The sequence below is a fragment of the Sphingopyxis sp. H053 genome, assembly GCF_001468225.1.
Classification (GTDB): domain Bacteria; phylum Pseudomonadota; class Alphaproteobacteria; order Sphingomonadales; family Sphingomonadaceae; genus Sphingopyxis.
On record NZ_LNRU01000020.1, the window covers coordinates 14,355 to 39,454 of the forward strand.

Annotated in this window: 22 protein-coding genes; 14 read left to right on the forward strand and 8 right to left on the reverse strand. The window is 65.8% G+C overall.

Annotated elements, in window-relative coordinates:
- The first annotated feature begins 42 nt into the window (after positions 1-42).
- Positions 43-1,224 (forward strand): DUF481 domain-containing protein, encoded by a 1,182-nt coding sequence (locus ATE70_RS23535; RefSeq protein WP_231732829.1) that lies wholly within the window; start codon positions 43-45, stop codon positions 1,222-1,224.
- A 147-nt stretch (positions 1,225-1,371) separates the two neighbouring features.
- Here the strand turns inward: ATE70_RS23535 and ATE70_RS23540 are convergent, their stop codons facing one another.
- The 5 genes from ATE70_RS23540 to ATE70_RS23560 form a co-directional block, all read right to left on the reverse strand.
- Positions 1,372-2,910: a M20/M25/M40 family metallo-hydrolase gene (locus ATE70_RS23540; RefSeq protein WP_443028793.1), complete on the reverse strand. Its 1,539-nt coding sequence runs from the start codon at positions 2,908-2,910 to the stop codon at positions 1,372-1,374.
- A 211-nt stretch (positions 2,911-3,121) separates the two neighbouring features.
- Positions 3,122-4,645, reverse strand: coding sequence for a fumarate hydratase (locus tag ATE70_RS23545; protein WP_058539929.1), 1,524 nt, complete (start codon positions 4,643-4,645; stop codon positions 3,122-3,124).
- A 69-nt stretch (positions 4,646-4,714) separates the two neighbouring features.
- Positions 4,715-5,551 carry a hypothetical protein gene (locus tag ATE70_RS23550; protein WP_197411548.1) on the reverse strand — a complete coding sequence of 279 codons (837 nt, stop codon included), beginning with the start codon at positions 5,549-5,551 and terminating at the stop codon, positions 4,715-4,717.
- 34 nt (positions 5,552-5,585) lie between these two features.
- Entirely contained in the window at positions 5,586-6,050 is a 465-nt protein-coding gene (locus ATE70_RS23555; RefSeq protein ID WP_058539930.1) for a Fur family transcriptional regulator, read from the reverse strand.
- A 102-nt stretch (positions 6,051-6,152) separates the two neighbouring features.
- The gene (locus tag ATE70_RS23560; protein ID WP_082639892.1) at positions 6,153-6,587 is read right to left on the reverse strand and encodes a MerC domain-containing protein; all 435 of its coding nucleotides are present in this window, start codon (positions 6,585-6,587) and stop codon (positions 6,153-6,155) included.
- A gap of 143 nt (positions 6,588-6,730) precedes the next feature.
- Between ATE70_RS23560 and ATE70_RS23565 the strand changes: the two genes are divergently transcribed.
- The gene (locus ATE70_RS23565) at positions 6,731-8,077 is read left to right on the forward strand and encodes an NADH:flavin oxidoreductase/NADH oxidase family protein (RefSeq protein WP_082639894.1); all 1,347 of its coding nucleotides are present in this window, start codon (positions 6,731-6,733) and stop codon (positions 8,075-8,077) included.
- On the opposite strand, the gene ATE70_RS23570 is transcribed toward ATE70_RS23565, so the two are convergent.
- The gene (locus ATE70_RS23570) at positions 8,067-8,360 is read right to left on the reverse strand and encodes a GIY-YIG nuclease family protein (RefSeq protein WP_058539931.1); all 294 of its coding nucleotides are present in this window, start codon (positions 8,358-8,360) and stop codon (positions 8,067-8,069) included. The genes ATE70_RS23565 and ATE70_RS23570 overlap by 11 nt on opposite strands.
- 55 nt (positions 8,361-8,415) lie before the next feature.
- Positions 8,416-10,083 (reverse strand): AMP-binding protein, encoded by a 1,668-nt coding sequence (locus ATE70_RS23575; protein WP_058539932.1) that lies wholly within the window; start codon positions 10,081-10,083, stop codon positions 8,416-8,418.
- Between the two features lie 135 nt (positions 10,084-10,218).
- Here ATE70_RS23575 and ATE70_RS23580 point away from each other — a divergent pair, with 135 nt between their 5' ends.
- The 6 genes from ATE70_RS23580 to ATE70_RS23605 all read left to right on the forward strand — a co-directional run bounded on the left by ATE70_RS23580 (position 10,219) and on the right by ATE70_RS23605 (position 16,641).
- A complete protein-coding gene (locus ATE70_RS23580; protein WP_058539933.1) occupies positions 10,219-10,755 on the forward strand; it encodes a hypothetical protein in 537 nt (178 codons plus the stop codon).
- Positions 10,756-10,806: 51 nt separating this feature from the next.
- Positions 10,807-12,639 (forward strand): aminodeoxychorismate synthase component I, encoded by a 1,833-nt coding sequence (pabB, locus tag ATE70_RS23585; RefSeq protein ID WP_197411549.1) that lies wholly within the window; start codon positions 10,807-10,809, stop codon positions 12,637-12,639.
- Positions 12,640-12,768: 129 nt separating this feature from the next.
- On the forward strand, positions 12,769-13,980 hold the full coding sequence (locus ATE70_RS23590; protein ID WP_058539934.1) for a pyridoxal phosphate-dependent aminotransferase: 1,212 nt from the start codon (positions 12,769-12,771) through the stop codon (positions 13,978-13,980).
- A 349-nt stretch (positions 13,981-14,329) separates the two neighbouring features.
- The gene (gene msrA / locus ATE70_RS23595) at positions 14,330-15,010 is read left to right on the forward strand and encodes a peptide-methionine (S)-S-oxide reductase MsrA (RefSeq protein WP_058539949.1); all 681 of its coding nucleotides are present in this window, start codon (positions 14,330-14,332) and stop codon (positions 15,008-15,010) included.
- A gap of 168 nt (positions 15,011-15,178) precedes the next feature.
- Entirely contained in the window at positions 15,179-16,324 is a 1,146-nt protein-coding gene (locus tag ATE70_RS23600) for a serine hydrolase (RefSeq protein WP_058539935.1), read from the forward strand.
- Positions 16,325-16,329: 5 nt separating this feature from the next.
- A complete protein-coding gene (locus tag ATE70_RS23605) occupies positions 16,330-16,641 on the forward strand; it encodes a hypothetical protein (RefSeq protein WP_058539936.1) in 312 nt (103 codons plus the stop codon).
- Positions 16,642-16,645: 4 nt separating this feature from the next.
- Here ATE70_RS23605 and ATE70_RS25725 read toward each other — a convergent pair whose 3' ends face one another.
- The gene (locus tag ATE70_RS25725) at positions 16,646-17,770 is read right to left on the reverse strand and encodes a M23 family metallopeptidase (protein WP_197411550.1); all 1,125 of its coding nucleotides are present in this window, start codon (positions 17,768-17,770) and stop codon (positions 16,646-16,648) included.
- A 206-nt stretch (positions 17,771-17,976) separates the two neighbouring features.
- On the opposite strand from ATE70_RS25725, the gene sucC reads away from it, so the two are divergent.
- From sucC to ATE70_RS23640, 6 genes are all read left to right on the forward strand, one after another.
- Positions 17,977-19,182: an ADP-forming succinate--CoA ligase subunit beta gene (gene sucC / locus ATE70_RS23615; RefSeq protein ID WP_058539938.1), complete on the forward strand. Its 1,206-nt coding sequence runs from the start codon at positions 17,977-17,979 to the stop codon at positions 19,180-19,182.
- 107 nt (positions 19,183-19,289) lie between these two features.
- Entirely contained in the window at positions 19,290-20,039 is a 750-nt protein-coding gene (locus tag ATE70_RS23620) for an electron transfer flavoprotein subunit beta/FixA family protein (protein WP_058539939.1), read from the forward strand.
- Positions 20,036-20,965 (forward strand): electron transfer flavoprotein subunit alpha/FixB family protein, encoded by a 930-nt coding sequence (locus tag ATE70_RS23625; protein WP_058539940.1) that lies wholly within the window; start codon positions 20,036-20,038, stop codon positions 20,963-20,965. The genes ATE70_RS23620 and ATE70_RS23625 overlap by 4 nt, the downstream gene beginning before the upstream one ends.
- A gap of 6 nt (positions 20,966-20,971) precedes the next feature.
- The gene (locus ATE70_RS23630; protein ID WP_058539941.1) at positions 20,972-22,327 is read left to right on the forward strand and encodes a DUF389 domain-containing protein; all 1,356 of its coding nucleotides are present in this window, start codon (positions 20,972-20,974) and stop codon (positions 22,325-22,327) included.
- A 92-nt stretch (positions 22,328-22,419) separates the two neighbouring features.
- Positions 22,420-23,700 carry a serine hydrolase domain-containing protein gene (locus ATE70_RS23635; RefSeq protein WP_058539942.1) on the forward strand — a complete coding sequence of 427 codons (1,281 nt, stop codon included), beginning with the start codon at positions 22,420-22,422 and terminating at the stop codon, positions 23,698-23,700.
- Between the two features lie 68 nt (positions 23,701-23,768).
- Positions 23,769-24,761, forward strand: a complete 993-nt coding sequence (locus tag ATE70_RS23640) for a cupin-like domain-containing protein (RefSeq protein WP_058539943.1) — start codon at positions 23,769-23,771, stop codon at positions 24,759-24,761.
- Positions 24,762-25,100 lie beyond the last annotated feature (339 nt).

Below are 25,100 nucleotides of genomic sequence, written 5' to 3' on the forward strand. Positions count from 1 at the left end.
CGAACGAACCCGGCTCCTGCCCCCCACAGAAGGACGTCTTCGGTGACAACTCTCCCCCGCCTGGCCGCGCTTTGCCTGCCGCTCGCTCTAGCCGTTCCGTCGGCGCACGCGTCGCAGGAACCGGTGAATCCGCCGCAGCCGAACCCCGTGCTCGTCGACCCGGTACTGGCCAATCCGATTCCCACGGCACTGATGGAGCCCGACCCGGTGTTGCCCGACGCGGTGCGCGCGATGATCGACGCCGCCTTCGCGAGCGGCGACAATGACGATGTCGAAGCGGTGGCCAAGGTCGCCAGACGGACCAACCCGCGTAATATCGGCGAAATCGACGCGCTCCTCGCTTATTATCGCAGCGAGCATCCCCCGGAGACGCCGCCCGACCCGGTGGGCAATATGCTCGCTGCCGCGATGGCGACCGCCAAGGATGCCGATGTCGAGGCGGTGGCAAAGCTTGCGAAGGAAACCAATCCCGAGAATGCAGCGGAGATCGAGGAACGGCTCCTCGCCTATCGCGCCGAACGAAAGCGTCTGCGGGACGAGGCGGCGGCGGCCGAGCGCGCCAGGCTGGCCGCGTCGAAATTCTGGCAGAACTGGAAGGGCGAGGGGCAGATCGGTGCGTCGCAGAGCAGCGGCAACACCGAGTCCGTCGGGCTGAGCGCCGGCGTCGCGCTCGCGCGCAAGGGGATCGACTGGACGCACAAGTTTCGCGCGCAGGCCGATTACCAGCGCACCAACGGCAAGACATCGGTCGAACGCTATCTGAGCGAGATCGAGCCGCAATATCGGATCAACGACCGCACCTTTGCTTTTGGCCTCGGCCGCTGGGAACATGACCGGATCCTCGGGTACGACACGCGCTGGAACCTGTCGGGCGGGCTCGGCTACAAGGTCGTCGATAGCAAGAAGATGACGCTGAGCCTGAAGGGCGGCCCGGCGTTTCGCCAGACCGACTTCGTGAACGGCGAAGAGGACACCGAACTGACCGCGCTCGCGGGGCTCGATTTCGGCTGGCAGATATCGCCGACGCTGCGGCTGACACAGGTCGCATCGACGATCATCGGCGAGGCCAATGGGTCGACCAGCTCGCAGACCGCGCTCAGCGCCAAGCTGACCGGCGCGTTGTCGGCGCGCATCGCCTATTCGGCGCAGATCGACACAAGCCCGCCGCCGGGCATCGAAAGCGTCGACACGCAGACGCGGTTTACGCTGGTGTACGGGTTTTAGGTTTTTCGATCCTCCCTGTCGCGCGGCGATGGGGGGGGGGGACCGCTCGCGTAGCGAGTGGTGGAGGGGCCGCGTTATAGCCCCTCCGTCAGCGCTTCGCACTGCCACCTCCCCATGGCTTCGCCACAGGGAGGATCAGCGCTCCGCTTATTTGATGCTCGCCAGCACGTAGAGGAATTCGGCGAAACCCATCGTCGCATCGACCAGCCCCGCGACCTTGGGATTGGTCGAATCGATCAGAAAATATTCATCGGGAGCGTGCGCACCCGAACCGTGGCCGATGCCGAAATGCGCCGCGGGAATCGACACCGGCGGCGCGGTGAAGGTCGAGCCCGGCCAGCTACCCGCCATCCGCGGGTTGAGGCTCGTCGCGACGCCGAGCTTCTTGTACGTCGCGAGTTCCGAGCGGACGAGGCGGCTGTCCTCGGCGACCTCCGTCGGATCGTAGCCGCCCGATACATTGACCTCGACATCGGTGAAGCCATGCTTGTCGAGATGCGCGCGCAGCTTCTTTTCGGCCTCGGCGCGCGTCTGGTTGGGAACGAGGCGCAGGTCGAGCTTGGCGACCGCCTTGCCGGGCAGCACGGTCTTGCCGCCGGGGCCGGTATAGCCCGCGACCAGCCCCTCGATATTGACCGTCGGTTCCTGCGCGAGGCGGGTCAGCGCGTCGTCGTAGGAGAGATTGTCGATCCAGTGGGTGACCCCGAGCGCCGCCTTCTGCTGCGCCTCGTCGCCCGCCTTCGCGGCTTCGCGGATCAGCGTCTTTTCGCGCTCGGTGAGCGGGCGAACATTTTCGAACCAGCCCTCGATCGCGGGCTTGTTGCCATCGGGGGTGACGAGCGTCTGCAATGCCTGCACCAGACGCCAGGCGGGCGAGTCGACCATCGCTTTCAGGCTCGAATGGACGTCGCCTTTCGGACCGCGGCCCCATTTTTCGCCGCTCGCGATCAGTTCGAGTTCGATGATGCCTTTCGAGCCGAGGTTGACCGTGACGTTGCCGGTCTTGCCCTGCGAGGCGAAGGGGATGAAGATGCCTTCGCATTTCTTCAGCGCGGCGAGGATGTTGGGCTTGGTCGCGATCTGGCGGAAGTGCGGCGAGCCGATCTCCTCCTCACCCTCGCACACGAGCACGATGTTGACCGGCAGTTTGCGCCCCGCGGCGCGGATCGCGTGGAGCGCGGCGAGGAAAGTCGCCTCGGGCCCCTTCTGGTTCACCGCTCCGCGGCCCATGATCGCCTGCCCGAAACCGGGGCGCTCGACCATCTTGCCCTCGAGCGGGGGCGACGACCATTCGGCCGGGTCATACTGTTTGACGTCGTACATGAAATAGATGCCGAGCGTGCGCTTCGCGCCGACATCGATCGTGCCGAACACGCCGGGATGGCCGTCGGTCGGCACGATCTCGACATTGGTGAAGCCCGCGTCCTTCGCGAGCTCGGCCATATAGGCCGCGCCCTCGGGCATGCTGCGATTTTCGGCGGCGATCGAGGGGAGGGCGATCCAGTCGCGGATGCGCTTGATCGACGCATCCTTGCCCGCCTCGGCCGCCTTGCGGATATCCGTCATCGTACCCGACTGCGCCCAGAGCGGAACGGGCTGCATGAACGCGGCACCCGCCCCCAGCATCGCGGTGCCGCGCAACATGTCGCGGCGGTTCAGTCGGTTAAGCTCACGGAAATCCATCATGCGTCCCCTGCCTGCTTCGTATGCGAAGCAATGTGCCGCATCGGCGGCGAAACGCAAGCGCGTGTCGGGGACTTACCGTTACGTGGGTAGCGACCGGCCGTCGTCCCACGATCGTCATCCCGGCGAAGGCCGGAATCTCGCCGTTTCGGAGGTTTCGCGCCGCTAGGCGAGACCCCCGCCTTCGCCGGGGTGACGAAGGACGAGGGAGGAGTTACGCCTTCTCGAGCAACCCTTCGTCCTTGATCCGTTTCTGCCACAGCTTCGGCGCGTTGACGTGGACATTCTGGCCTTCGCTGTCGACCGCGACAGTGACGGGGAAGTCCTGGACTTCGAACTCGTAGATCGCTTCCATGCCGAGGTCGGCGAAACCGACGACCTTCGACCCCTTGATCGCGCGCGCGACCAGATACGCCGCGCCGCCGACCGCCATGAGGTACGCGCTCTTGTGCTTGGCGATCGCCTGCGTTGCGGCGGGGCCGCGTTCGGCCTTGCCGACGCAGGCGAGCAGACCTTGGTCCAGCATCATGTCCATGAACTTGTCCATGCGCGTCGCGGTCGTGGGCCCTGCGGGGCCGACGATTTCTTCGCCGACCGGGTCGACCGGGCCGACGTAGTAGATGACGCGGCCCTTGAATTCGACGGGAAGTTCGTCGCCCTTCGACAGCATGTCGGCGATGCGCTTGTGCGCGGCGTCGCGGCCGGTGAGCATCTTGCCGCTCAAGAGGATGCGGTCGCCCTGCTTCCAGCTGGCGACCACCTCGGGCGTCAGATTGTCGAGGTCGACGCGGATCGCGGCCGTATCGGGCTTCCAGTCGATCTGCGGATAGTCGGCGAGCACGGGCGGTTCGAGGAACGCCGGGCCGCTGCCGTCGAGCGTCACGTGCGCGTGGCGGGTGGCGGCGCAGTTCGGGATCATCGCGACGGGCTTCGAAGCGGCGTGCGTCGGCCAGTCGGCGATCTTGATGTCGAGCACGGTCGCGAGGCCGCCGAGCCCCTGCGCGCCGATGCCGAGCGCGTTGACCTTTTCATACAGCTCGATGCGCAGCTCTTCGGTCGGGTTCGACGGGCCGCGTGCGAGCAGCTCGGTCATGTCGATCGGGTCCATCAGCGACTGCTTCGCGAGCAGCATCGCCTTTTCGGCGGTGCCGCCGATGCCGATGCCGAGCATGCCCGGCGGGCACCAGCCGGCGCCCATCTGCGGCACCATTTCGAGCACCCAGTCGACGATCGAATCCGACGGGTTCATCATCTTGAACTTCGACTTATTCTCGCTGCCGCCGCCCTTCGCGGCGACGTCGATCACGACCTTCGCGCCGGGGACCATTTCGACGTTGAGCACCGACGGCGTGTTATCCTTCGTGTTCACGCGGCTGAAGGCCGGGTCGGCGAGGATAGAGGCGCGCAGCTTGTTGTCGGGGTGGAGATAGGCTTTGCGCACGCCCTCATCGACGACCTGCTGCAGGCTGCGGGGTGAGTCGAGGCGGCAGTCCATGCCCCATTTGATGAAGACGGTGACGATGCCCGTGTCCTGGCAGATCGGGCGGTGCCCCTCGGCGCACATGCGGCTGTTCGAGAGGATCTGCGCCATCGCGTCCTTCGCGGCGGGCGAGACTTCGCGTTCGTAGGCGGCGCCCAGCGCGCGGATATAGTCCATCGGATGGAAATAGCTGATGTACTGGAGCGCGTCGGCGATCGTTTCGATCAGGTCGTCTTCGCGGATGATCACGGTGTTCATGTGCAGCCCTTCGCCCTTTTGCAGGATTCGCGGCTTCCCTAGACCCGCACGGTCGGGGTGGACAAGGGGTCAGGTGCGGCGGCGGCCGAAGACAGGGCGCGTCGGGGTGGCGGTTTGTACTTCGCCGGGTTCGGGCACCGCCGCCCCTAGATCGACGAGCGGGCGTTTGTGGGCGAACGCCCGCCAACTGCCCGTAGCGGCCAGCGCCAGAAGCAGAAGCCAGCCGCCCGCCGCCGATGGTATCAGCGCCCAGGCGAAGGCGGCGGGGGTGATGATCGCCATCACGGTCGGGATCGCGGCGAGGATCGCGATCGTCCCGAACAGCGCCCACCAGCGCCCGAACTGCGTCGCCGCGGCGCCGATCATGACATTGGTCGCGGCGAGCAGCAGGAACTTGGCGGCAACGGGGTAGGGCAGGCTCGCCATCGCGGGCGAATAGTCGCCCAGCGTGAAGGCGGCCTGGATGTCGAAGAGCAGGTAATTCTCCCATGCGTCGCAAAGCGCCGCGGCGACCGGCAGCACGGCGGCGGCAAGAAGCGCGCGGAGGCGAAGCTCGTGCCAGAGTGCGATGCACCCGCTGGCGAGAAAGCCGGCGTAGAGCAGCATATAGAGATAGTCGCGCTCGTTGCCGGTCCGCATCGCAGCGAGGCGCGTGACCTGCTGCGGGTCGGTATAGAAGCCGAAGATCGCTTCGAGGTCGGCTTGACCGCCGGCGAACTCGAACGCGAGGACCGGGGCGCCATAGCCCGGCGCAATGTCATGCCCCGTCTGCGGAAAGACCTGGCCCAGATAGAGTCCGAAGAGCAAAGTCGCGATGCCGAATGCCAGCGTCCAGACCCACGCGCGCGTCGGTGCGGGCGGGCGCGTCCGCTGCGTTTCGATCCAATGCTGGAGCCCCCCGACCATCGTTTAGATGTCCGGTGGAGCGCGGCGGCTCACCTTATTGGCACTCGGCGCATTTGCCGCGCACCTCGATCACCGGGCGCTCGGCGGCGAAGCCCGTCGCCTCGGCCGCGGCGCGAACGCCGCCCGAAATCTTGTCGTTATCGACATGCACCGCGGTGCCGCATGTGTCGCAGATCAGGAAGATGCAGTCGTGGAGGCAGCCGGGATGGCTGTTCGCGACAAAGGCGTTCGCGCTTTCGACGCGGCGGACGAGGTTGTTCGCCACGAACAGGTCGAGGATGCGATAGACGCTGTTCGGCGCGACGCGCTTGCCGCGCTTCTGCGAGACGATGTCGGCGATTTCATAGGCGCTCGCGGGCTTGCCGATTTCGGCGACCGCGTCGAAAATCTGCGCGCGCATGTCGGTCCATGCTTCGCCCGCGCCCTCGAGCGCAGTCTGCGCCGCCTTGGCGAGCGAGGCGCCGCTGGCCTCGACGTGCGGATGATCATGCTTGCCCATTGGCGTTTCCTCGAAGCGTGGGAAATCCCGCGCTAACTATCGTCCCAATGTAGGCTGTTTAGGGCGCGCCCGCAAGTTGCGGACATCTCCGATGCGGTGGGATCAGTGCCGCGCGCGGCGGTTGAGGTCGTGGCCCAGGGCGACGACCGCGACGCCGATCATCGTCGCGATCACTTCGCTGCCGTCGTGCGGCCGCGACAGCGCGCCCGCCATCATGCCCAGCCCGAAGCTGCCGACCGCGAAGGGCATCATATAGCCGTGGCTGAGCACGCCCGAAACGAGCGTGATCAGCGCAAAGCCGATCGCGATGATCAGCCCGATCTCGTGGAACAGATGATTGTCGAGAAACACCCCGCCGACCGAGGCGATCGACGCGAAGAAGATCGTCGTCGCAAGGCAATGGACAAGGCACAGCCCCGACAGTCCCATCGCGAGCTGGTCGCCGCTGAGCGAGGTCAACGGACGCGAATCGCGCGCAGCCCGAACCACCGCGCCGAGACGCGTCAGGACAGGGGCATGGCTGGCGACTTGGGTCACCCGATTCTCCGTTGGTGCAATAGCGAGCCGAGATATGGCATATCATGACAAAGGTTACAACATTACATTGTCATATTCTTTCGGGTTGCGGACACGGCCGATCGGGCTACATAAGTTGCGGAACGAAACCTGAAGGGGGCGCGATGTCTGAACTGGCCCGGCCGCTGAGGCTGCCTTGCGGCGCGATCCTGCCGAACCGGATCGCCAAGGCGGCGATGACCGAGGGGATGGCGACCCCCGATGGCCGCCCGACCCCCGAACTCGACCGGCTTTACGGCCTGTGGTCCGACGGCGGCGCGGGGCTGCTCATCGGCGGCAATCTGGTGATCGACCGCGATCATCTCGAGCGCCCGGGCAATGTCGTGATCGAGCGGGTGCCCGACGCCGACATGCACGAACGCCTCTCGCGCTGGGCTGCCGCGGCAACGCGCGGCGGCAATCATTTCTGGGCGCAGATCAGCCATAGCGGGCGGCAGACGCCCGCGGTGGTCAACCGTCACCCGAAATCGGCGTCGGACGTGAAACTCGGGTTGCCCGGCGGGCAGTTCGGGCAGCCCGAACCGCTGACTCGCGACGAGGTCGCCGAGCTGGTGCAGCGCTGGGCGGTCGCGGCAAAGGCGTGCCAGGACGCGGGCTTCACCGGGGTGCAGGTGCACGCCGCGCACGGCTATCTGATGTCGCAGTTCCTGAGCCCGCTTTCGAACCGCCGCACCGACGATTATGGCGGCAGCCTCGAGAACCGCGCGCGCCTGCTGCTCGATGTCATCGCGGCGATCCGCGCCGCGACGGGGCCGGCCTTCCCGATCTCGGTCAAGCTCAACAGCGCCGATTTCCAGAAGGGCGGCTTCGCTTTCGAGGACAGTCTGGCCGTCGCGGGGTGGCTGGAGGCCGCCAGCGTCGACCTGATCGAGATTTCGGGCGGCACCTATGAACAGCCGAAGCTGCTCGGGATCGAGGGGATGGAGGACAGCGCGCCGCAGAATGTCGCGCCGTCGACGCTCGCGCGCGAGGCCTATTTTATCGATTTCGCGCTGGCGATGCAGGCGCGCGTGTCGGTGCCGTTGATGGTCACCGGCGGCTTTCGCAGCCGCGCCGCGATGGAGCAGGCGCTTGAGCGTGGCGCGGCCGACGTGATCGGGCTCGGCCGGCCGATGTGCCTGATGGCGGACGCGCCCAAGCGCCTGCTGGCAGGCGACGAGGCATTGCCGCGATATGAGGACGGCCTCGGGCTCGTTCCCGGCTGGCTGGGCTTCCTCAAGCGCTTGCAGATGGTCAAGGCGATCGACGGCTTCGCGGGCATTTACTGGTTCTACCAGCAGCTCTGGCTGCTCGGCCACAAGGGCCGGATCGACGAAGGGCTGAGCGTCTTTTCGGCCCTCCGCACGCTCGAGGCGCGCAACAAGGCGATCATGAAGGCGCGGGGGCAGTTACCTCCAACCTTCCCCTCGTCACCCCCGCGAAGGCGGGGGTCCAGCTTGTTCAGGCGTTGAGAGTGTCAAAAAGATCGAGCCAATCGGGATTCTGCTCTTCAATCAGGCGGAATTTCCAATCGCGATTCCATTTTTTCAACGCCTTTTCCCGGGCAATGGCATCGCCGATATCGTTATGCGGTTCGGCGTAGACCAGACGATCCAGCCCATAACGTTTACAAAAGTCGGACCCGTCGCCGGTGCGGTGCTGGAAAATGCGGGTGGCGAGGTGGGACGTCACCCCGATGTAGACCGTTCCGCGATAGCGGTTGGCCATAATGTAAACGTGACCGCCTTTGGACATTGCGAACACTTCAAAAAGCTGGACCCCCGCCTTCGCGGGGGTGACGTAGAGATGTTTAAGCCCCTTCCTCCGCGCGCAACGCCTTCCGGTCCAGCTTACCGATCATCGTCTTGGGCAGGTTCAGCCGCACCTCGACCTCTTTCACCCGCTCATGCTTGCCAAGCTGGGGGTTGAGCCAGGCGGCGAGCGCCTCGCCGCTCACCTGGAACCCGTCCTCCAGCGTCACGAAGGCCTTGGGCGCCTCGCCGCGATAGGCGTCGGGAACGCCGAGTACGATCGCTTCCTTGACCGCGGGATGCTCGTAGAGATGCGCCTCGATCACGCTCGGGTACACCTTGAACCCGCCGACCGCGATCATGTCCTTCAACCGGTCGACGATGCGGATATAGCCATTGGCCTCGACCACCGCGACGTCGCCGGTGCGCAGCCAGCCGTCGTCGGTGAAGCTGTCCTTGTCCGCGTCGGCGCGGTTCCAGTAACCTTGCATGATCTGCGGCCCCTTGACCGCGAGTTCGCCGGGCTCGCCGTCGGGGGCGTCCTTCGACGGATCCTCCTTGTCGAGAAGCCGAATGTGCGTCGCGGGGAGCGGCTGGCCGATCGTGCCCGGCTGGACCGGGCCTTCATAGGGATTGGTCGCGACCACGCCCGAGCTTTCGGTGAGGCCATAGCCTTCGACGAGCGAGGCACCCGTCGCCGCGGTGAATTTCTCACGCAATTCACCGGGCATCGGCGCGCCGCCCGAGATGCAGATGCGCAGTGAAGAAAAGTCGGTCTTCGCGAGATCGGGGTGATCGAGCAACGCCTGATACATCGTCGGCACGCCGGGCAGCGCGGTCGTTTTGGTGCGCGTGATCGCGTCGAGCGCCTGCTTCGCATCGAAGCGCGGCAGCATCGTGATCGAACCGCCGTTGAGCACCGTGCGGTTGAGCACGCAGGTGTTCGCGAAGACGTGGAAGAAGGGGAGGACGCCGAGGATGCGATCCGCGGCGTCATGGTCAGGGTCGATCGCATTGACCTGCCGCGCATTGGCGGTGAGGTTCTGGTGCGTCAGCTTGGCGCCTTTTGGTGTTCCCGTCGTGCCGCCGGTATATTGGATCAGCGCGATGTCCTTTTCGGCGTCGATCGCGACGGGTTCGGGCCGGCCGTCATTGTCGGTGAGCGCCGAGAAACGGATGACGCGGGGGTCTTCGGGGAGCGCCGCGACCTCGGTCCGCTTGAACAGGCGATAGAGCACCGACTTCGCCGCGGGCAGCCCGCCCGCGACCGAGCCGACGACGAGCTGTTTGAGGCTTGAGCCGTCGAGCACCTTCAATGCAGTGGGGAGCAGCGCCGCGGCGCTGATCGTGAACAGCGTCTCGGTACCCGAATCCTCGACCTGCGCCTCGAGCTCGGCGACCGTATAGAGCGGCGAGAAATTGACCACCGTCGCCCCGGCGGCGAGCGCGCCATAATAGGCCGCGACATAATGCGGGACGTTGGGCAGGAAGAGTCCGACGCGGCTGCCCTTGCCGATGCCCTGCAATTGCAATCCGCGTGCGACGCGGGCGGCGCCGCGCGCGACCTCGGCATAGCTGAACTGGCGGCCGAGGAAATCGAGCATCGGCGCATCGCCGCGCCGCGCGACGCTGGCGGCGAGCATGTCGGGCAGCGACAGCGGCGCAAACTCCTGGTCCCAGGCCGTGGGATGGCGATAATCGGTAGACCAGGAAAAGCGGCTGTCCATCGGGGGTTGATATCCTCTTCGAATAGGCGGGGTTCCTTACACTAGGGTCAGTAAGGTGATTTGCAACCGGGCTCGCTTGCGGCGCGCAGTCCGGACGGCTAGGCAGCGCATATTGTCTTCGCCAGGGGTTTTGTCATGCTGCAGCTGTCATCGCGCGTCGCCGCGCCGCTCGTCCTTCTCGCCTGCGCGCTCGCCGTTCCGGCTACCGCGAAGGACAAGCTGCCGACCGCAAGGCCCGCGCAGATCCAGGAGCTCTACGCCTGCCGCGACATCGCCGATCCGGCGGCGCGCCTCGCCTGTTTCGACCGCGAGGTCGGCGAGCTGTCGACCGCCGATCAGGCGCGCGAAATCACTTTTACCGACCGCGAGACCGCCAAAAAGGCGCGGCGCGGACTGTTCGGCTTTGCCTTCCCCAAGCTCGGCGGAATTTTCGGCGGCGATGAGGATGAGGTCAAGGAGATCGAAACGACGATCCGCTCGGCGAGCATCGACCGGTCGGGCAAATATACGCTGGTGATGGAAGATGACGCGGTGTGGGTGCAGATCGACACCACCCGCCTGCCGCGCCAGCCGAAGGCGGGGCAGAAAGTGAAGATCAAGGTCGCGACGATGGGCAGCTATTTTGCGTCCATCGACGGCGGCCGCACGATCCGCATGAAGCGCGACCGCTGACCGCCGCGGGCGCGCGACCGGCACCCATGACACAGCGATGACGATACCGCGATGACGGGCGGCGACGCGATCCCGCTTCCGGGGCCGGGCTGTCCGCCCTTCGTCCTGCTCGACGACGCGCGCGCCGAGGGCGCGGCGGCGGCGCGATTGTTCGTCGATCCGGTCGAGGTGTTGACCGCCCATTCCGCGGCCGAGGTTCCGGCGCTGCTTTCGGCGCTCGACGCGGCGCAGGCGCGCGGGCTCCATTCGGCGGGCTATCTGACGTACGAGGCGGGCAAGGCGCTCGCGCCGGCATGGCGCGGGGCGGTCGATGCCGAAACCGGCGATGCGCCGCTCGGCTGGTTCGGGTTGTTTCACCAGGTCCGGCGGATCGACGCCGACAAGGTGGCGGGCCTGCTTCCCGATCCGGCGTCGGCGTGGATCGGCAAGGTCGCGCCGCGCGTCGCGCGCGCCGACTATCTGGCCGCTGTCGAGGCCGTGCTGGGCTTCATCCGCGCCGGCGATATCTATCAGGCGAATTTCACCTTTCGCGCCGACGTTCCGGTGCGCGGCAATCCGCTTGCCATTCATGCACGGCTGCGCCGCACCGCGCGCGCGGGTTATGGCGGGGTGATCTGGACCGGCGAACAGGCGATCGTCTCGCACTCGCCCGAACTCTTCTTCGCGCTGCGGGGCGGGCAGGTGATGGCGCGGCCGATGAAGGGAACCGCGGCGCGGCTTGCCGATCCCGAGGCCGACGCCGCCGCGGCGCACGAGCTTGCCGAAGATCCCAAACAGCGCGCCGAAAATCTGATGATCGTCGACCTGATCCGCAATGACCTGTCGCGCGTCGCGGTGCCGGGGTCGGTCGCGGTGCCCGACCTGTTCCGTGTCGAAAGCTTCCCGACGATCCACCAGCTCGTCTCCGATGTCAGTGCGCGCCTGCCCGAAGGCGCCGGGGCGGTCGACGTGTTGCGCGCGGCTTTTCCGTGCGGGTCGATCACCGGGGCGCCGAAAGTGCGCGCGATGGAAATCATCGACGAGCTGGAATCGGGGGCGCGCGGGCTTTACACAGGCTCGATCGGGTTCATCGAGCCGGGGGGCGATGCGGCATTCAATGTCGCGATCCGGACGCTTTTGTTACCGCAAAGCGCCTTGCAGGACGGTCCTGCTTGCGCCACGCTGGGACTGGGCTCCGGAATCGTCGCCGACAGCGAACCGGTTGAAGAATGGCGCGAATGTCTGGCCAAGGGGGAATTTGTGGGCGCAGCGGGGGAAAGCTTCGACCTCATCGAAACGATGTTCTTCGATCCGGTCGAAGGCGTCCAGCGGATCGAAGGGCATCTGGCGCGGATGAAGGCGAGCGCCGCGGCGCTGGGCTTCGTGTTCGATCGGCACGGCGCGCGCAACGTCCTGCAATCGGCGACCTTCCGCCTGCGCAGCGCCGCGCGCGTGCGGATGCGGCTCGCGCCGTCGGGCGCGCTCGCGATCGAGGTGTCGCCGCTGCCACGGCTTGCCGAACTGCCCGTGCCCGTCGCGGTGCGGCCCGCGCCGATGGCCGCCGACGATTTCCGCCTGACGCACAAGACGAGCCTGCGTGCCGCCTATGACGGGGCGCGGCACGAGAGCGGCACGGCCGAGGTCGTCTTCGTCGACGAGCCCGGCTTCGTCACCGAGGGCAGCTGGAGCAATATCTTCGTCGAACGCGACGGCCAGCTGCTCACCCCGCCGCTCGCGCTCGGGCTGCTTCCCGGGGTGCTGCGCGCCGAACTGATCGACAAGGGGCGCGCGGTCGAATCGCACCTGCGGATCGCCGATCTGGAAAGTGGATTCTTTATCGGCAATTCGCTGCGCGGGCTGATCCCCGCACGGCTGGCGGACGCTGCGGCATCCGCGATAGGCTGACCTGCCGGCTGCATAGGTAAATTATCAAGCTGCGCGCTTGCGAATATCGGTTAGACGCTTTAGGCGCGGCCGCGCGCAATTTCCTGTCCTTTTGCAGCCCGAACCGCGCAAGCTACGGAAGATATCGTCATGTCGCTGAAGCCCCATGTCTCCGCCGCCCTCAACCGCATCCAGCCCTCGGCCACGCTCGCGATGACCGCGCGCGTGACGGCGCTGAAAGCCGCGGGCGTCGATGTGATTGGCCTCAGCGCCGGCGAGCCCGACTTCGATACGCCCGACTTCGTCAAGGAAGCGGCGATCGAGGCGATCCGCAATGGGCAGACCAAATATACGCTCGTCGACGGCACCGTGGCGCTGAAGGACGCGATTCGCGGCAAGTTCCGCCGCGACAACGGCCTCGAATTCGGGCTCGACCAGATTTCGGTCAATGTTGGCGGCAAGCACACTTTGTTCAACGCGCTGGTCGCGACGGTCGACAAGGGTGACGAGGTGATCATCCCCGCGCCCTATTGGGTGAGCTACCCCGACATCGTCGCCTTTGCGGGCGGCACGCCGGTGATCATCGAGGGCACCGCGGCGCAGAATTACAAGATCACCCCGGCGCAGCTTGATGCCGCGATCACGCCGAAGACGCGCTGGGTGATGTTCAACTCGCCGTCGAACCCGTCGGGCGCCGCCTATTCGGGCGAAGAGCTCGACGCGCTCGGCGAGGTGATCCGCCGTCATCCGCATGTGATGGTGATGACCGACGATATGTACGAGCATGTCTGGTACGCCGATTTCGCCTTCACCACCTTTGCGCAGCGCTGCCCCGACCTGATCGACCGCATCCTGACGGTGAACGGCTGTTCGAAAGCCTATGCGATGACCGGCTGGCGTATCGGCTATGCCGGCGGCCCCGCATGGATCATCAAGGCGATGGGCAAGCTACAGTCGCAGTCGACGTCGAACCCCTGCTCGATCGCGCAGGCCGCCGCCGCCGCCGCGCTCGGCGGGCCGCAGCAGTTCCTCGACGATCGCAACGCCGCGTTCAGGAAGCGCCGCGACATGGTCGTCGCGATGCTCAACGACGCGCCGGGCCTGAACTGCCCCGTCCCCGACGGTGCCTTCTATGTCTATCCCGACGCGTCGGGCTGCATCGGCAAGAAGACCCCCGACGGCAAGCTGATCGACAGCGACGAAGCGCTGATCGACTATTTCCTCGACAGCGCCAAGGTCGCGGCGGTGCACGGCGGCGCCTTCGGCCTGTCGCCCGCGTTCCGCGTCTCCTACGCGACGTCGGAAGCGGTTCTGAAGGAAGCGTGCGTGCGCATCCAGCAGGCGTGCGCGGCGCTCAGCTAACGCCTCCCCGGCGCAAACTATCTGCGCACGATTATTTTGTACCGATCGGTCTTGTAATCGCAGCGGCGGCAACTATTTGAACCTGAACGGCGGTTAACCGCCCGGTTCACCGGATAGTAAGTCATTTCCGTTAAGGGTGACTGCCATCACTGCACGGCTGGTCGGGGCGCTCCATATCGTCGGTGTAACCAAAGCGGCAAAAGCCGCGAATCGACAAGATATGAAAAGAGGCCCATATGCTCTCCATGCTCCGCTCCGACTGGTTCCTGACCATGCTCGCTGGCTTCGCGATTGGCGCGACTTATATCGTGCTCAATCAGCCGGCGCTGCCGATCCCGGTGTGACGCCGCTGCGGCGCACCCTTTCGCTTCGCGCCGTCACGGCGCTGGTCGCAGGCGCGATCGTCGCGCAATGCACCCCGGCGCAGGCCGAAAGCGTCGTCAAGCTGCCCGCTCCGCTCGTCGACCCTGCCGTCAACGCGAAACGCGCGACCGCGGTGCTTGCGGGCGGCTGTTTCTGGGGCGTTGAGGGCGTCTTTTCCAACGTCAAAGGCGTGATTTCGGTCGAATCGGGCTATCATGGCGGTAACGCCGCGACCGCCAAATATGAACGGACTCACGACGGCAAGTCGGGCCATGCCGAGGCGGTTCGCATCGTCTATGACCCGAGCCAGGTCAGCTATGGCAGCCTGCTCCGCATCCTCTTTTCGGTGATCGCCGATCCGACGCTCAAAAATCGTCAGGGTCCCGACACGGGCCCGCAATATCGCGCCGCGATCGTCCCGCTCGACGCCAGCCAGCGCCAGGTCGCGACCGCCTATCTGTCGCAGATCGGCGGCGGCAAATATTTCGCGAAACCGATCGTCGTGCCGATCGAGGCGTACAAGCGCTTCTATCCCGCCGAGGCGAATCATCAGGATTTCATGCGCCTGAACCCCAAGAACGGCTATATCCTGCGCTGGGACGCGCCCAAGCTCGCGGCGCTCAAGCGGCTTTACCCCGATATGGTGCGCGCAAAGCCAGCACCCTGACAATTCCACGCGCGTAAAGCCCGAGCCCGAAATACGCCCGGTTCCGCGATTGGTCGCGGCAGAAGAATCATTCACCGCAAAACGCTGGCCCCTCCCGCGCGCCTGCGTGACGCAGGAAAAGTCCGAGAGGGGTCGGGATAATATAAAAGTCGCAAGTGCGGGGTTCGAATGAAGTTCAGGTTTTCCGGCAAGCCGCTCCTCGCCGTGTCGATGAGCGCCGCGGTGCTTGCGGGCTGCGTCAGCAGCGCCGCGATCGTTCCGCAGCCGCGCGCGCAGCCGCCAGCGGCAGTGCGCGGCCCGTCCGGTTCGGTGACGGTGCCGATCGGTCAACCGGTGCGGTCGGCGATGCCGCGTCCCGCCGGCCCCGTCGATCCCGGATTCCGCCGCGCTCCTGCGGGCCTCAACGAGCGCATCTATGAACTGTGGCGCGCCTTCCCCGGCAAGACCGGCATCGCGGTGCAGCGCATCGACGGCGAATGGTCGCTGTCGCAGCGCGGCGGCGAGCTGTTCCCGCAGCAGAGCGTGTCGAAGCTTTGGGTGGCGCTGGCGGTGCTCGACGCGGTCGATCAGGGCCGGATGACGATGGACCAGCGCGTCCGCATCGGTCCCGAGGATCTGGTGGTCTTTCACCAGCCGCTCGCCGCGCGCGTCCGCGCCGAGGGATCGGTGACGATGAGTGTCCGCGACCTCATCGAAACCGCGATCACCCACAGCGACAATCTTGCGAACGACAGCCTGCTGCGCACCGTCGGCGGACCTGCCGCCGTGCGCGCCTTCATCGCGAAAAAGGATCTCGGCTCGATCCGCTTCGGGCCCGGTGAACGCCTGTTGCAGGCGGGGACCGCGGGGCTGACATGGCAGCAAAGCTATTCGGTCGGCCGCAATTTCGAGAGCGCGCGCGCGGCGCTGTCGGCCGCGACGCGCCAAGCCGCGATGGACAATTATCTCGCCAATCCGGTCGACGGCGCCAGCCCCGCGGCGATCGCGAGCGCGCTGACGCGGCTCGCGCGCGGCACCTTGCTGTCGCCCGAATCGACCGAATATCTGCAAGGCGTGATGAGCCGCACGCGGAGCGGGCCGCGGCGGCTGAAGGCCGGGCTGCCACCGGGCTGGCAATTCATGCACAAGACCGGGACCGGACAGAATCTCGGCGGTATGACCGCGGGCTATAACGACATCGGTATTGCCACCGCGCCCGATGGCACGCGCTATGCGATCGTCGTGATGATGGGCACCACCTCGTCGGGTATTCCCGCGCGCATGGCCTTGATGCAGTCGGTGTCATCGGCCGTCGCCGAATATCACGGAAGGTAATCCCGATGAAGCTTGCTGCCCTGCCGCTGGCCCTGCTGGCGCTCGCGCTCGCCGGATGCGCGACGCCCGAAACGCGGCTGCGCACCGGCCTCAACAATGCCGGCCTGTCGAAGGCGATGTCGGCGTGCATGGCCGAACGCATGGTCGACCGGCTGTCGCTGGTCCAGCTTCGCCGCCTGTCGGCGCTCGGCAGTCTCAAGGACAAACGCGTCACCGACCTGTCGCTCGACCAGTTTTTCCGCAAGGTCCGCGCGCTCAAGGATCCCGAGATACTGACGGTGTCGACCAGCTCCGCCGCGCTCTGCGCGCTGCGCTAAATTCTCAATCGCCCGGAAAGCGCACGACGAGGTTCGGCGGCGGAAAGCTGTTCCGCACCGTTTCGGAGCGGTCGGCCGGCAGCCATGCTTCGCGACGGGAAAAGCTTTCGATCGTGGCATATTGCCCCAGCCGCGTAAGCGAGGTGACGACATAGGGCTGGCCCTCGGCGCCGAGGATCGACGCGCGGTCGGCGAGGTGGAAATGGAGGTGCGGCGCGCTCGCCTGCCCGGTGAAGCCGAGGAAGCCGACGACCTGCCCCGCCTTGACGCGGTCGCCGACCGCGACCGGCGCGCCCTGTTTCATATGCTCATAGGTCGCGATGCGGCCGCCGCCGATGTCGAGCATCACGAAATTGCCGCTGGCGTCGGCAATCCCGGGCCTCGGCCTGCCCGATACGGTGGCCGGGTCGGGGACATCGTCGCGCACCGCGACGACCGTACCGTCTGCGACCGCGAGCACCTCGGCGCCGAAGCCATAGTGATTCGCCGGGATATTGGCATCGCCCGACGACAATTTTCCTTTCGTGTCGACCTTCATATAGTCGATCGCGAAACGGCCGGGCAGGGTGGCCGATCCTTCGGTGGCATAGAAGACGCGGCGATGCCCGCGCTCCATGCCGGGATCATACACCGCGACCCACGGGCCGCCGCGCAGCGGCGGCGACAGGCGGGGCAGAGCGGCGGCCTCCGGCGTTGCCGTGCCGCCCGAAATTGTGAAATCACCTTCATTGGTGTCGATCTTGCTCAGCGTCAGGCTGTGCGAGATCGATCCGCGGAGATAGGCGGCGGGGACGGGCGCGCCGATATAGACGACAGCGCGGCGGCCGATGGGAATGATCCGCGAATTGGCTTCGGGCGGCCCGACGAGATCGATCGCCGTGGGCAGTTCGTCCCGGCTATAGGTCTTGATCGGCGTGTCGCCTGCCTTGATCGCGAGCGCGTTCAGCTCGAGCGGATGGCTGGAAAAATTGGTGAGGTGGAGTTCATAGACGAGCTGGTCGGCGTCGCCGATCCGAACGATTTTGGGCGCCTCGACGATTTGTACATCGATCGACTGGTTCACTTGTGCCGTCGCGGCGACCGCACCGGCGAGCGTCAACCATGTCAAAACAAGAAGCTTTATCCGCATCTTCGCGTCCCTCATCCCGATCCCTCGACCGTGCCCGATTATCAACTCGGGCCCGGGGCGTCATCCGAAAGACGGACCGGCTCGCCGCAAGCCTTTGCCGCGCACAAGAATATCTGGGGCTACCCGGGGGTAGAATTGGCGCCAAACTTGTGCTTAGGCGGCGCCGATCCTCTCCCTTCACAGAGTCGAAAGGCCCGGCAGACCTCATGAACATCCACGAATATCAGGCAAAAGAACTGCTCGCGAAATTTGGCGTTGCCGTCCCCAAGGGCATTGCCGCGATGACCGTCGAGGAAGCCGTCGCCGCGGCGAAGCAGCTCCCCGGGCCGCTCTATGTCGTGAAATCGCAGATCCACGCGGGTGGCCGCGGCAAGGGCAAGTTCAAGGAACTCGGCCCGGACGCAAAGGGCGGCGTCCGCCTCGCCAAGACGATCGAGGAAGTCGAAGCGCACGCCAAGGACATGCTCGGCAACACGCTGGTGACGATCCAGACCGGCGAAGCCGGCAAGCAGGTCAACCGCCTGTACATCACCGACGGCGCCGACATTAAGCAGGAGTTCTACCTCGCTTTGCTCGTCGACCGCGCCACCAGCCGCATCGCGGTTGTCGCCTCGACCGAGGGCGGCATGGACATCGAAACCGTCGCGCACGACACGCCCGAAAAGATCCACACGATCACGATCGATCCCGCCACGGGAATCCAGCCGCACCATGGCCGCAGCGTCGCCGCGGCGCTCGGCCTGTCGGGCGATCTCGCCAAGCAGGCCGCCAAGGTGCTTGGTGGCCTCTATGCCGCCTTCCTCGGCACCGATGCCGAGCAGATCGAAATCAACCCGCTGGCTGTCTGCGAAGGCGCGAACGGCGACGAATTGCTCGTCCTCGACGCCAAGGTGGCGTTCGACGGCAATGCGATGTTCCGCCACAAGGATCTCGCCGAGCTGCGCGACCTGACCGAGGAAGATCCGGCCGAGGTCGAAGCGTCGGAATATGACCTCGCCTACATCAAGCTCGACGGCAACATCGGCTGCATGGTCAATGGCGCGGGTCTCGCGATGTCGACGATGGACATCATCAAGCTCAACGGCGAATTCCCGGCGAACTTCCTCGACGTCGGCGGCGGCGCGAGCAAGGAAAAGGTCACCGCGGCGTTCAAGATCATCCTCAAGGATCCCGCCGTAAAGGGCATCCTCGTCAACATCTTCGGCGGCATCATGAAGTGCGACATCATCGCCGAGGGCATCGTCGCCGCGGCGAAGGAAGTGAACCTCTCGGTTCCGCTCGTCGTCCGTCTCGAAGGCACCAATGTCCAGCAGGGTAAGGATATCCTCGCCAATTCGGGCCTGCCGATCGTTGCGGCCAATGATCTGGGCGATGCGGCGAAGAAAATCGTCGCAGAAGTCCGCGCGGCCTGACTCCTCGACCACCCCTCCCCACCGTGAGGGGGAGGGGTGAGGTTGACGTTTACGTAAACCGCAATTATGGCGCAGTGCACAATTTGTTGAGAGGAGCTTTGCAAGCCATGAAAATCCTCGTCCCCGTCAAGCGGGTGCTCGATTATAACGTCAAGCCGCGGGTCAAGTCCGACGGCACCGGCGTTGACCTTGCCAATGTCAAAATGTCGATGAACCCGTTCGACGAGATCGGTGTCGAAGAAGCGATTCGCCTGAAGGAAAAGGGCGTCGCGACCGAGATCATCGCGGTTTCCGTCGGCCCGGCCAAGGCGCAGGAAACGCTGCGCACCGCGCTCGCGATGGGCGCCGACCGCGCGATCCTCGTGCAGACCGACGATGCGGTCGAGCCGCTCGCGCTCGCGAAGATCTTCAAGGCAATCGCCGACGCCGAACAGCCGGGTCTCGTGATCCTTGGCAAGCAGGCGATCGACGACGACAACAACCAGACCGGCCAGATGCTCGCGGCATTGACCGGTTGGGCGCAGGGCACCTTTGCCAGCGCGGTCAACGTCGATGGCGACAGCGTCAGTGTGACGCGCGAAGTCGATGGCGGCCTCGAAACGGTGAAGCTCAAGCTTCCCGCGATCGTCACCACCGACCTGCGTTTGAACGAGCCGCGTTATGCCTCGCTGCCGAACATCATGAAGGCGAAGTCGAAGCCGCTCGATACCAAGACCCCCGCCGATTACGGCGTCGACACCGCCCCGCGCGTCAAGACGGTCAAGGTTTCGGAACCGCCCGTCCGCTCGGCCGGCGTCAAGGTCGCCGATGTCGATGAACTGGTTGCCAAGCTGAAAGCGCTGGGAGTGCACTCATGAAAACTCTGGTTTGGGTCGAACATGACGGCAAGGCCGTCAAGGACGCCACGCTTGCGGTCGTCACTGCCGCGTCGAAGCTTGGCGAAGTCCATCTGCTTGTCGCCGGTTCGGGCGTTGATGCGGTGGCCAAGGAAGCCGCACAGATCGCTGGTGTCGGCAAGGTCCATGTCGCCGACAACGCCGCTTTCGGTCACAACCTGCCCGAAAATGTCGCGCCGCTCGTCGCCGACCTGATGGGCAGCCACGACGCATTCCTCGCGCCCGCAACGACGACCGGCAAGAATATCGCGCCGCGCGTCGCTGCGCTGCTCGACGTGATGCAGATTTCGGAAATCCTGTCGGTAGAGGGTCCGAAGACCTTCACCCGCCCGATCTACGCCGGCAACGCAATCGCGACCGTCGAATCGTCGGATGCGAAGCTGGTCCTGACCGTTCGCGGCACCGCGTTCGACAAGGCCGCGACCTCGGGCGGTTCGGGCACCGTCGAAGCCGTGGGCGCGGGCAGCGATGCCGGCATCTCGAGCTTTGTCGGCGCCGAAATAGCCAAGTCGGAGCGTCCTGAGCTGACCTCGGCGAAGATCATCGTGTCGGGTGGCCGCGCGCTGGGTTCGTCCGAGAAATATCAGGAAGTGATCGTCCCGCTCGCCGACAAGCTCGGCGCTGCGCTCGGTGCTTCGCGCGCCGCGGTCGATGCGGGCTATGTCCCCAACGATTATCAGGTCGGCCAGACTGGCAAGATCGTCGCGCCGCAGGTCTATTTCGCAATCGGCATCTCGGGCGCGATCCAGCATCTCGCCGGCATGAAGGATTCGAAGACGATCGTCGCGATCAACAAGGACGAAGACGCCCCGATCTTCCAGGTCGCCGACTTCGGCCTCGTCGCCGATCTGTTCAACGCCGTTCCCGAGCTGACCGGCAAGATCTGATCCGCCGTGGCTGGCGATCACCCCGGCGTGCCCGGACTGGGCGACGCGCCGTTCAACGCCGGCGGGCGCCGCGCCACGCGCTCGGCGTCGCGCCCGGATGACGAAAACAGCGAAGCGATCGGGGGCGAAGAGGCTCTCGATCGCTCGTTGATATTGGCGAGCGTCGCGCGCGATGCGCGGCTCGACAAGAAATTCCTGCTGCTGATCATCCTTTCCGCGGCGATCGCGACGCTGGGCCTGTTGCAAAGCTCGACCGCGGTCGTGATCGGCGCGATGCTGGTATCGCCTTTGATGGGGCCGATCATGGGGATCGGCTTTGGTCTGGCGACCATCGAAAGCAATCTGATCCGCCGTTCGCTGGTGACGCTTGCCGCCGGGATGGCGGTCGCGATCCTCGTCGCGATGCTGATCATCTGGTTGTCGCCGATCAAGGACGTCACCCCCGAACTGCGCGCGCGAACCCAGCCGACCCTCCTCGACCTCGGCGTCGCGGTGGTCGGCGGCATCGCGGGCGTTTATGCGATCATGCGCAAGCTGTCGGGCGTCATGGTCGGCGTCGCGATCGCGACGGCGCTGGTGCCGCCGCTGTCGACGGTCGGCTTCGGGCTGGTGACGGGGCGGATGGATTTCGCGCTCGGCGCGGCGCTCCTGTTCCTGACCAACACGCTTGCTATTGCCTTTGCGGCGACGATCGTTGCGCGGCTCAATCATTTCGGGCCATCGCTCACGCGCCAGCATACGGCGGTGCAGGCCGTCGGCATCGTTGCGGCGCTCGGCATATTGTCGATCCCGCTTGCGCTGTCGCTCAACAATATCGTCCGCGAAATCGGCGCGCGCACGACCGTACAGACCGAACTCAATCGCCTGCTCGGCAAGGACGATCGCGTCGACAGCCTGAACGTCCGGGTCGAAAATGACGAAATTGCAGTCGATGGCGTCGTGCTCGTCGGTCAATATGCCGCGCAGCTCAACGCCAATCTGGCGCGGGCCGTGCGGGCCAAGGTGCAACGCGACGTGCGCGTCAGCATCGCCCAGTTGCGCCAGCAGACCAACGCCGCGGTGGAGTTCGAGGAACGGCTGAACCAGCGCATCGCGACGCTCGAGCAACGCGAAGACGACAGCCGCGAAATCCTCGCCGGTCTGACCGTCGGCGAGCTTGTCGCGCGCGAACGCGTGCTGATCGACGCGCAGGCGCGGCGCGTCGTCGTTCAGCGCGACCGCGAGGCGGAGGGCGAGCAGGTCGCCGCCGCGGTCGACCGCATCATCGCGGCGGTGCAGGCGGGCTATCCGCAATGGCTGATCCAGAATGGCAGTCTCACGGCGGTAGAGACGCCCGTGGCGGAAGCCGCCGCGACCGAATAGGCTTGCGCAGACCTATTCGGGTTGACCTGTCGCGCCCGATCCCATGTGATGCGCGCCGGACCCGGCGGACGCCCGGGCAGGGGAGAGGCGATATGCGCGGCAAGCGACTGGCGTTGGCGATGATGATGGCGAGTGCGGGCCTGGCGGCGAGCGCTCCGCCGCTGCACGCGCAGGCGGCGCTGCGCGAAGTGGTAACGATCGACAAGGCGCGGATCGATGCGGCGCTGAAGGCGATGATCGCCGACGGCCGCGCCGCCGGAGCTTCGGCGCTGATCTGGCAGGACGGGCGCGAGGTTTATTTCGGCAGCGCCGGCATGGCCGACCGCGAAGCGAAGCGCCCGATGCGCCGCGACACGATCGCGCAAATCTATTCGATGACCAAGCCGGTCACCGGCGTCGCGCTGATGCAATTGTGGGAAGCGGGCAAGTTCCATCTCGACGATCCGCTGTCCAGATATCTCCCCGAATATGTGAACATGCGTGTCTATGCGGGCAAGGACGCCGCGGGTCAGCCGCGTTACGTGCCCACCGATCGGCCGATCACTATCCGCGACATCCTGCGCCACACCGCGGGTTTCGCTTATGGCGCCGGGCCGACGCCCGCACATGACGCCTATGTCGCGGCCGAACCGCTCGCACTGACAATCCCCCTTGCCGAGGCGAGCAAGCGTCTCGCGGGCGTGCCTTTGCTGTACCAGCCGGGCACGCAGTGGGAATATAGCATCGCGGTCGATGTGCAGGCGGCGCTCGTCGAGAAGCTCTCGGGCCAGCGCTTCGCCGACTATGTCCGCGCGCATATCTTCGAACCGCTCAAAATGCGGGACACCGCGTGGCGCCAGCCCGACGCGCGCCTGCCGCGCTTCGCGGCGATGAATGTGAAGACGGACGGCAAGCTGGTTCAGCAAGCCGCGGCCGAGGCGCAGGTGCTGAATTTCAGGGACCATGCGCTGACACCCGGCGGCTTCGGCCTCGCCTCGACGCTCGACGATTATCAACGCTTCGCGCGCATGTTGCTGAACAAGGGGGAACTCGACGGCGCGCGCATCCTCAAACCCTCGACCGTCAAGCTGATGGCGACCGACCAGCTCGACCCGGCGATCACCGAACGCGCGTGGCTCCCCGGCAAGGGCCATGTCGGTTTTGGCTTCGACTTCGCAGTGCGCAACGGCCAGCCACTGACTGCCGAAGAAAGCCGCGGCGCGACGGGTGAATATTTCTGGGACGGCATGGCATCGACCCTTTTCTGGGTCGATCCGGCGAACAGGCTGACCGCGGTCTTCTTCGTCCAGACCATCCCCTATGACGGTACGCTCCACCGCGATTTTCGCGCCGCGGTCTATGGGCCGGACTATCGGGGCCCCGCGGGCGACTAGTCGGCCGCCTGGCGCTGTCATCCTTTTGTCATCGCGATGCCCTTGAGCGGCGCGAGGAGTTTTCTTCGATGTCTCAACCCGACAAACGCACCCTGCTCGCCGAAGGCCTTGCGGCCGGCGATGACGATAGCGCGCTGCACGCGCGCCTTGCCGCCGCGGGCGTGTCGGCGGCGGCGGCGAAATATGAGGTCGACCGGCTCGCCAGGGATCCGATGGCGGCGATGCTGCGGCGCCAGGCGGCGCGGATGGCGAAGCAGGGCTGGCTGCTCGCCAATCAGGAGCGGCTGGCGCGTGAGGCTGAAGGCGGCTTCGCGCTCGACACGCTCGCTGCGCCCGATGCCGGGCATTTCTATCGCCATTATTATGAGGTCAACCGGCCCGCGAAGCTGACGGGTATCGTCGATCATTGGCCGGCGCTGACGCGCTGGTCGCTCGACCATTTCGCCGCGGCCGCGGGCGATGCCGTCGTCGAGGCGCAGGTCGAGCGCGAGCGCGACCCCGACTATGAACTGGCGAAGGACGATCATCGCCGCCTCGTCCGTTTCGGCGAACTGACCGACTGGCTCCGCAAGGACGAGGCGAGCAATGACGTCTATCTCACCGCCTACAACAGCGGCACCAACGCCGCCGCGCTCGCTCCCTTGTGGGACGATCTGGCGCCGATCGCGCTGCTCGACGATACGCGGGCGCGCGACGGTTTCTTCTGGCTCGGGCCCAGGGGCACGCTCACCCCCTGGCATCACGACCTCACCAACAATCTGCTCGTGCAGGTGATCGGGCGCAAGCATGTGCGGATGGCGCCGCCGTGGGCGTTCGCGCGGATGCGCAACAGCCGCCACTGTTTCTCCGACTGGGGCAATGAAGCGCTACTCGCCGGCAGTGGCGATTCGGCCGTACCACCGGTGCTCGAAACAGTCATCGGCCCGGGCGAGGCCATCTTCCTGCCCGTCGGCTGGTGGCATCAGATCGAAGCGCTCGACCTCTCCGCCAGCATGAGTTTTACGAGCTTTCGCCGGCCCAATGTCCATGTTGAGGACTATGTGTCGTGGGGCGCCTTGTAACATTCCTGTGAATTTGGAGTTCCTTGAGGCAGCATTTTTTCTTTCTTGATCGCCGGCTATCCTGACGCGATTGTCGGCTTGCGCTCGCTCCGCTTAGTCCGCACCATCGCGGCATGACCTCGCTTCCTGACTTTCTCCCAGCGTTGATGACCCGCGTTGTCGGAGCTGGCGTTTTGTCGGGCCTGACGCGTTTGTCGGGCGGCGCGAACATGGAGAGCTTTGCGTTCGATTGGGCGAGGGAGGCTATGTCCTGCGCCGCGCGCCGTCGGCGGATTATATGGCGGACCGTCCGTTCGGGCATGTGGACGAGGCGGCGCTGGTGATGGCGGCGTTTGATGC